This window comes from Streptomyces sp. NPDC050388 (genome assembly GCF_040655635.1).
Lineage (GTDB): Bacteria > Actinomycetota > Actinomycetes > Streptomycetales > Streptomycetaceae > Streptomyces.
The window spans coordinates 1-6,717 of record NZ_JBFAKH010000174.1; the positions used below are offsets into that span (position 1 = coordinate 1).

At 67.9% G+C, this 6,717-nt stretch carries 8 protein-coding genes and 1 pseudogene; 7 read left to right on the plus strand and 2 right to left on the minus strand.

The features are described 5' to 3' along the window. The first annotated feature begins 159 nt into the window (after positions 1 to 159). Positions 160 to 381 carry a hypothetical protein gene (locus AB0I73_RS39665; RefSeq protein WP_363045254.1) on the plus strand — a complete coding sequence of 74 codons (222 nt, stop codon included), beginning with the start codon at positions 160 to 162 and terminating at the stop codon, positions 379 to 381. A 484-nt stretch (positions 382 to 865) separates the two neighbouring features. On the opposite strand, the gene AB0I73_RS39670 is transcribed toward AB0I73_RS39665, so the two are convergent. Then, entirely contained in the window at positions 866 to 1,264 is a 399-nt protein-coding gene (locus AB0I73_RS39670; RefSeq protein ID WP_363045255.1) for a pyridoxamine 5'-phosphate oxidase family protein, read from the minus strand. Positions 1,265 to 1,744: 480 nt separating this feature from the next. Between AB0I73_RS39670 and AB0I73_RS39675 the strand changes: the two genes are divergently transcribed. After that, the gene (locus tag AB0I73_RS39675) at positions 1,745 to 1,984 is read left to right on the plus strand and encodes a hypothetical protein (RefSeq protein ID WP_363045256.1); all 240 of its coding nucleotides are present in this window, start codon (positions 1,745 to 1,747) and stop codon (positions 1,982 to 1,984) included. Positions 1,985 to 2,465: 481 nt separating this feature from the next. On the opposite strand, the gene AB0I73_RS39680 is transcribed toward AB0I73_RS39675, so the two are convergent. Then, positions 2,466 to 2,831 carry an STAS domain-containing protein gene (locus AB0I73_RS39680; RefSeq protein WP_363045257.1) on the minus strand — a complete coding sequence of 122 codons (366 nt, stop codon included), beginning with the start codon at positions 2,829 to 2,831 and terminating at the stop codon, positions 2,466 to 2,468. Positions 2,832 to 3,044: 213 nt separating this feature from the next. Here AB0I73_RS39680 and AB0I73_RS39685 point away from each other — a divergent pair. From AB0I73_RS39685 to AB0I73_RS39705, 5 genes and pseudogenes are all read left to right on the plus strand, one after another. Further along, a pseudogene (locus tag AB0I73_RS39685) lies at positions 3,045 to 3,206 on the plus strand (transcriptional regulator); the annotation flags it as partial. A gap of 490 nt (positions 3,207 to 3,696) precedes the next feature. Next, complete coding sequence (locus AB0I73_RS39690; RefSeq protein WP_004986771.1) at positions 3,697 to 3,900, plus strand: cold-shock protein; 204 nt, start codon at positions 3,697 to 3,699, stop codon at positions 3,898 to 3,900. A 274-nt stretch (positions 3,901 to 4,174) separates the two neighbouring features. Continuing rightward, a complete protein-coding gene (locus AB0I73_RS39695) occupies positions 4,175 to 5,665 on the plus strand; it encodes a DEAD/DEAH box helicase (RefSeq protein WP_363045258.1) in 1,491 nt (496 codons plus the stop codon). Between the two features lie 46 nt (positions 5,666 to 5,711). Then, positions 5,712 to 6,116, plus strand: a complete 405-nt coding sequence (locus AB0I73_RS39700) for a CBS domain-containing protein (RefSeq protein WP_363045259.1) — start codon at positions 5,712 to 5,714, stop codon at positions 6,114 to 6,116. Between the two features lie 47 nt (positions 6,117 to 6,163). Beyond that, positions 6,164 to 6,517: an SCO5918 family protein gene (locus AB0I73_RS39705; RefSeq protein ID WP_363045260.1), complete on the plus strand. Its 354-nt coding sequence runs from the start codon at positions 6,164 to 6,166 to the stop codon at positions 6,515 to 6,517. Positions 6,518 to 6,717: the final 200 nt, after the last annotated feature.

Consider the following 6,717-nt stretch of genomic DNA (forward strand, 5'->3'; position numbering starts at 1 on the left):
GCGGCTTCTTCTTCCCCATGCTCTCCATGATGGACATCATCCTTCCGGGGCCGAAGCCCCTGATCTTCGATGTCCGTCAAAGCGGATCAAGCCCAGTTGCCGTCCTGATCTGTGTCGACGGTCACAGCGAACGGGATACCCGTAGGCGCATACTGGGTCATGACAAAGCCTGCTGCATCGAAGCGTCATCTGCCTACCAGCCCCTTCAAGGCCCCGGTCACGTCGGTTCCCGAGCACTTCGCCGTGGGCGACCAGGTCACACACGACGTGTACGGCCTCGGCCGGGTGATCGGCATCGAGGACGGAATCGCGGCGCTCGTGGATTTCGGCTCGGCGCACATGCGGATCTCGAGCCCGTACGCCAAGATGACCAAGCTGTAGGACCGCTGTGCCCGGTCACGGCACACCAGGACCCTTCAGGGACCTGTAACGAAAGAGAGACCTCTCATCGATCTGACATCGCTGTTCTCCGCCCCGGAAGGGCAACCCCGCTGCTCCACCGCAGCATCGCCGCCTCCGGCGACCAACCCCTTCCAGGCCCCGGACTTCGGGGAGGATGAGACCTTCCCGCTCGAGGATGCCCAGGAGCCCGCCTCGGGCATCCATGCGGCGCGACCCAAGGCGGCTTAGCTCCACGAGTGACGGTGGCTTCGCAGCCGGCCGCGGGCCGTCTCCGGTGCTGCGGTGAGGAGTGCGGCCGTCTCGGTTTCCGTCTCATTCAGCCCCGTTCACCGCCGTTCAGCCGAGACCGTATGCCGGGCCCTTCCCGTAGGCCGGCCGCCCATGAACACGGGTGAACGCCCCTGCACACAGCCAGGCCACCCACCAACACAGTGGGAAAGCGTGCGCTTGGCCGTCTGTGCTGTTACCACGATCGATCGTGCAGTCGAGGCGGACGATCGGGCGCGAACCGAACCATCTTGGTTGCAGGGTCATCCAGCGGAGCGGAGAAGCGCACTGGCCACAGGTCCTCAGGCCCGAGGTAGCGGGTCAACTTCCGGACTGCCTTGGCCCGGTCGAGCGGCACAACCTCAGCCACGCCTTGGCATGTCACAGAGAACACTGCACCCGCGGCCGGGTCGCACGTGTCGATCACCAGCGCGACGCGCGAGTCCTCGGTGAGAAGCTGCTCCAGCCGGGAGTACGAGCCGGTGAGCCACCAGAACGCGCCGTCCTCCCAGAGGAACCACACCGGCCGGACCTCAGGACCCTTGGTCGCTACGCGTGCGACCAAGGGTTGGGATAAGAACTCGTTCACGTCCATGCGTCGAAGGTTGCTGTACAGCAGCGGAGTACAGCAGCCCCAGCAACCGGCAGCACCCCACACCGACCCTCATGGGCTGCCCGGCAGCCTGTATGACCTTCGATGACCGATCTCTGCAGAGCCACGGATCAGAAGGTCTCTGACATCCACGGCTGACATCAACGACGCCGGACGGAGGCGTACGCCAACGTCTCTGTCCGGCCGTTGCACCAGTTGCCGACAGCAGTCGGAGCGGGCCCGGACCGAACTCCTAAAGCGGTGGTCGCCCGTAGGGCGGTCCGGACGACCGCGCCCGTGCCAGACGCGTGCCAGATCGTGCGGGGGACCCCGGGGAATGACGGGGACCAGGCCGGCAGCCAGTCAGGCCCCGTGGCTGCTCCGCCGCAGGTCCGCCCGGCAACCAGTCATAGATGACCTGAGCTTCCCAAGCTGAGATCCCAGTCGGTAGCCTGCCGTTCCACCCTGATGTGAGAAGGCATCTTGGCAAGCTCGATCCCTCCCGCGCTCAAGGCAGATCTCAACGAGCTGCGCCGGGTACGGTCGCTAAAGCCGGCCGAGGACGACCGGGCAACGTACGCCGACTGTCGAGACCAGATGGCTCTCGTTTTGGACAGCCTCGCCGCCAACCTCCTGCACGAGACCGATCAGCAGCAGGCACGCGCTGAGGCCAAAGCGGCGCGGGAGCAGGCCAGAGTGATCCGAGCCCGGCACTCCCTCTAGATTTTCATCCGTCTCGACTTCCACCTCATGCAGCCCCGTTCAGGAGACGCACCGACGCTGGCGCTTCGGTCACGGACCGGCCGCCGTTGTCTGACTCTGGTCGACGCACAAGCCAGTGGCGTGGCTGCGGTCGGTGGGGATGCAGCGATGCACACGCGCGCCTCATCCGCCGACGCACCCACCGTCGTGGCTGGCTGTCGTCGGCTGAGGTTCGTGCCGCTGCCGTGCCAGATGCATGGGTCAGCCACGGTCAACGAGAGTGTCTGACGGTCGAGTTGCCGGGCATCTCACCAGTCATCGAAGTCGCAGGTCACCGGCACGACACCCCAGCCTCTCTCCTCAAGCGGGCGTCGCAGGTTCGAATCCTGCCGGGGGCACGGAGAAACACCTGGTCAGAGGCCCTTCCGTCCGACGGACGGGGGGCCTTCGCACTGGCAGCACATGCAACGACCCTGACAGCGGCTCTTCAGCCTGTGTCCGGTCACCCGTCGAGGTCGCCGTGGATTCGCGTACGGACGGGCCACGTCGGATCCCGACCTTCCCTCCGCTCCGGCGCCAGGGGGAGGTGTGAGCGGTCAGGGGCGAGGGCCTGGCGTAAGTCGGGGTAGCAGTTGACGAGGATGTTGATGCCGCTGGAGTCCATGAAGGTGACCCGGCGCAGGTCGACGACCATGCGGGGCCGGTCGGCAGCGAGTGCGGTCAGGGCCTGCTGCAGGTGTTCGCAGGCCCGGTGGCCGATCTCCCCGGCCAGGCGGAGCACGCGGATGCCGTCGGTGGCGGTGGTCACGACCGACAGTCCGCCGGGCTGTCCGGCCTGTTCGCTGTCCGGTACTGGGTCCTCGGCCATGCCGGTGATACCTGCACACCAAACCTTCCGCCCGGAGTGCTTCCCCGCACGGCCAGGGCGATGCTCCAGCGCTGGGGAAGGGAGCCCGGCGAGGGGACCGCAGGGCGTGTACTGGCGCGAGCGCGGGGGTGTGAGCAGGGAGCGAAGGCAGTTGGCTGGAGCTTGCGCCCGTGGGCGAGGACGGGGCCACGCTGGACCGGCCGACCCTGCGGACTGCATCCGGTCGTCGGCCTGCTGGAGCTGGACTGCGAGGTACTGCTGAGCCCTGAGCACGACCAGCAGCCGATCGGCTGCACCGCCCGCTCGTGCAGCGAGTCTCGTGAACGGCTGGAGCTGCTGCGCGTGGTCGGCCTCCAGAACCGGTCCCGCGGCTGAACCGCTACGCAGAATCCGCCGACGCCCGCAGCAGCGCTACCGCCCCGGACCGGTGTCCGGTCGCCGACGTCGCCCTCCACTTGCCGCTCACGGCGGCCGGGACACATCGACATGGGCCCCGGTACACCGCTGTCCGCCTTCACCAGCCCGGGTCGTCGTCCTCGTGGCCGAAGTCGGGGATTTACGGGTCAGCAGGGCCTGGACAACATTATATCTGCATCCGCGGGATGAGAATTTTACGGAGCCGTGCGGACAGTTTCCTTGCAGTAACGATCGGAGCGGAATTATTCAACACACACGGACCGCCGCAACGTGCTACTGTCGACCTCAGTTGCAGTTGTGGTTCCCGAATTCCAAGTTCTTCTCAGTCGGCTTCTGCGCCACTGGAAGCGCCTTTTGGCACCGGTCTTTTCCGGGCGGGGTGATCATCGCGGCGACACGGCGTCCGTACAGTGCGGATGCCGACTCACTGCCCCGAAGGAGAAAAGACATGGCTACTGGCACCGTGAAGTGGTTCAACGCAGAAAAGGGCTTCGGCTTCATCGAGCAGGACGGTGGCGGCGCTGACGTGTTCGCCCACTACTCGAACATTGCCGCCCAGGGCTTCCGCGAGCTGCTCGAAGGCCAGAAGGTGAGCTTCGACATCGCGCAGGGCCAGAAGGGCCCGACGGCCGAGAACATCGTTCCCGCCTGACGTCGGCACGCACTTACAGCTGGGGCCCGCATCCTTCGGGGTGCGGGCCCCAGCTGTACGCACTTCCCGTAGTGGTTTCGCCTGCGGGACGGCTGCGAGGAATCCACGTAATTACGCACACGGATTCCCTTTCGGGGACGCCAGAACATCTCCCCTCGATCACATTTTTGCGTACGATTTATTTTCGTTTCCCACTCGGCCCGTTCTTGCAATTCTCCATGCTGCGCACTGCTCGGGAATTCCTTGACATGTGCCGCATCAAGGAAGGTCCCGCATGAACCGCACACGCACGAACGACCGCTTCGCCCGCGCTCGGAACGGCAGCACCGCCCCCGGGAAGAACGGCAAACGGTTCGGCTCATCGTCCCCGAGCCGCTCCGGCGGACCGGTTCGTTCCCACGGTCACAGCCGCCGCCCCGCCGCGTTGCAGGGTGAGTTCGCCCTCCCGAAGACGATCACCCCGGCGCTGCCCGCCGCGGCGAGCTTCGCCGATCTCGCCATGCCCACGGAGCTGCTGGCCGCGCTCGGCTCCCAGGGCGTGACCGCCCCGTTCCCGATCCAGGCCGCGACGCTGCCGAACTCCCTCGCCGGCCGGGACGTCCTGGGCCGGGGGCGCACCGGTTCCGGCAAAACCCTCGCCTTCGGGCTGGCCCTGCTGGCCCGTACGGCCGGGCAGCGCGCCGAGGCCCGGCAGCCGCTGGGGCTGATCCTCGTACCGACGCGTGAGCTGGCGCAGCAGGTCACCGACGCGCTCACGCCGTACGCCCGCTCCGTGAAGCTGCGCCTGGCGACGGTCGTAGGCGGGATGCCGATCAGCAGGCAGGCCGGCGCGCTGCGCCGCGGCGTCGAGATCGTCGTCGCCACCCCCGGACGCCTCAAGGACCTCATCGAACGCGGCGACTGCCGGCTGGACCAGGTCTTGGTCACCGTCCTCGACGAGGCGGACCAGATGGCCGACATGGGCTTCATGCCGCAGGTCACCGCCCTGCTCGACCAGGTTCGCCCCGGAGGGCAGCGCATGCTGTTCTCCGCCACTCTCGACCGCAACGTCGACCTGCTCGTGCGCCGCTACCTGAACGACCCCGTCGTGCACTCCGTCGATCCGTCGGCCGGCGCGGTCACGACGATGGAGCACCATGTGCTCCACGTCCACGGCGCCGACAAACACGCGGCCATCACCGAGATCGCCGCACGCGACGGCCGCGTGATCATGTTCCTGGACACCAAGCACGCCGTCGACCGCCTCACCGAGCACCTCCTGAACAGCGGGGTGCGGGCCGCCTCCCTCCACGGGGGCAAGTCGCAGCCGCAGCGCACCCGTACGCTGACGCAGTTCAAGAACGGACACGTCAGCGTGCTGGTGGCGACCAACGTCGCTGCGCGCGGCATTCACGTCGACAGCCTCGACCTCGTCGTCAACGTCGACCCTCCGACCGATCACAAGGACTACCTGCACCGCGGCGGCCGCACGGCCCGCGCCGGCGAGTCCGGCAGCGTCGTCACCCTGGTCACCCCGAACCAGCGCCGCGCCATGACCCGTCTCATGGCAATGGCGGGCATCGTCCCGCACACCACCCAGGTCCGCGCGGGCGCGGAGGCCCTGCACCGCATCACCGGTGCCCAGGCCCCCTCCGGCATCCCGGTCGTCATCACCGCACCGGTGGTCGAACGCCCCAAGCGTGGCGCCACCTCACGCGGTCGGCGCCGCTCCGCTTCGGCGACCCGGCGCGCGCCCGCACGACGGTCCGTCTCCGACGCGGCCTAGAACCGTCTTGATCAGGAAGCTGACACATCTCTGCAGGAGGCACCTCTTGACGCTGGTCCAGATGCATTCCCGCTCAACCAGCACCAACGCCGTGCCCAGAACGGTTGCCGATGCCATGGACTCGGCCGGGCCTCAGGTCTGGGACGCCATGACCGTCGAGGTGGCGCTGTCCGTCATGGCCGCCGCCCGCACTGGTCACCTCGTCGTCTGTGACGAGGACGGCCAGTACACCGACCTGGTCACCCAGGCCCGGCTCACCGCCGTGCGGGACAGTCCCGGATACACCGACCAGGTCCGCCTGCGCGACATCTCCGACGACGGCGGGCCCTTCGCCTCGCCGCTGACCACGGTGGCCGAAGCCGAGCACGCGATGCGCCACCGGCGGCTCGGGGCCCTGCCCGTGGTCGACGAGCACGGCAACGCCCTGGGCGTCGTCGCCCTCTCCCGCTGAACCGCCACACCATGGTCGGCCCCTTCCTCTTCTCCTTGTGAGGCATCATGCGTTGTGTCATCGCCCGCTTTCCGTTCGAGCTCACCAAGGGCGGCGTGCTGGAAGCGATGAAGGGCGTCAAGCCCGAGCCGATCACCGGCGACTCCGTGGTCATCGGGCGCCGCCACTATCCCGCCAAGCAGGTCGGCCAGGTCATCACCCGCCAGGACCGCCGCGATTTCAGCGGTGGCGAAGTCCTCAGGGCCATGACCCAGCTCGGCTTCACCTGCCACACCGTCCCCAAGGCCTCAGCGGCCTCAGCGGCCTCAGCGGCCTCAGCGGCCTCAGCGGCCTCAGCGGCAAGGATCGTCGGCCCGCTCCAGCGGGCTTCCACGATGCTTGGCGCCTCCATGTCCATCTGACCGACGGGAGAGGTGCGAGCCGGTACCAGGACAGCAGCGAGAGCCCGCGCCGGCTTGTTTCCCCGACCTCATCAGCCGGTCGAGCAGGTTGGCGCGATCTCTTACAGCCTCGCCGTCGGCCTGCGCCCCGCTCCGGGTGGCACACCCGCCCGGTCCCGCGGCCACCGCCGCGTCGGCCCGGCGCAAGGGCAAGGGCGACC

Bases quoted from the DNA above. Each gene is read 5' to 3' on its own strand.
- AB0I73_RS39670 (WP_363045255.1), bottom strand. From the start codon at position 1,264: ATGGACGTGAACGAGTTCTTATCCCAACCCTTGGTCGCACGCGTAGCG.
- AB0I73_RS39705 (WP_363045260.1), top strand. From the start codon at position 6,164: ATGCGTTGTGTCATCGCCCGCTTTCCGTTCGAGCTCACCAAGGGCGGC.
- AB0I73_RS39680 (WP_363045257.1), bottom strand. From the start codon at position 2,831: ATGGCCGAGGACCCAGTACCGGACAGCGAACAGGCCGGACAGCCCGGC.
- AB0I73_RS39695 (WP_363045258.1), top strand. From the start codon at position 4,175: ATGAACCGCACACGCACGAACGACCGCTTCGCCCGCGCTCGGAACGGC.
- AB0I73_RS39665 (WP_363045254.1), top strand. From the start codon at position 160: ATGACAAAGCCTGCTGCATCGAAGCGTCATCTGCCTACCAGCCCCTTC.
- AB0I73_RS39690 (WP_004986771.1), top strand. From the start codon at position 3,697: ATGGCTACTGGCACCGTGAAGTGGTTCAACGCAGAAAAGGGCTTCGGC.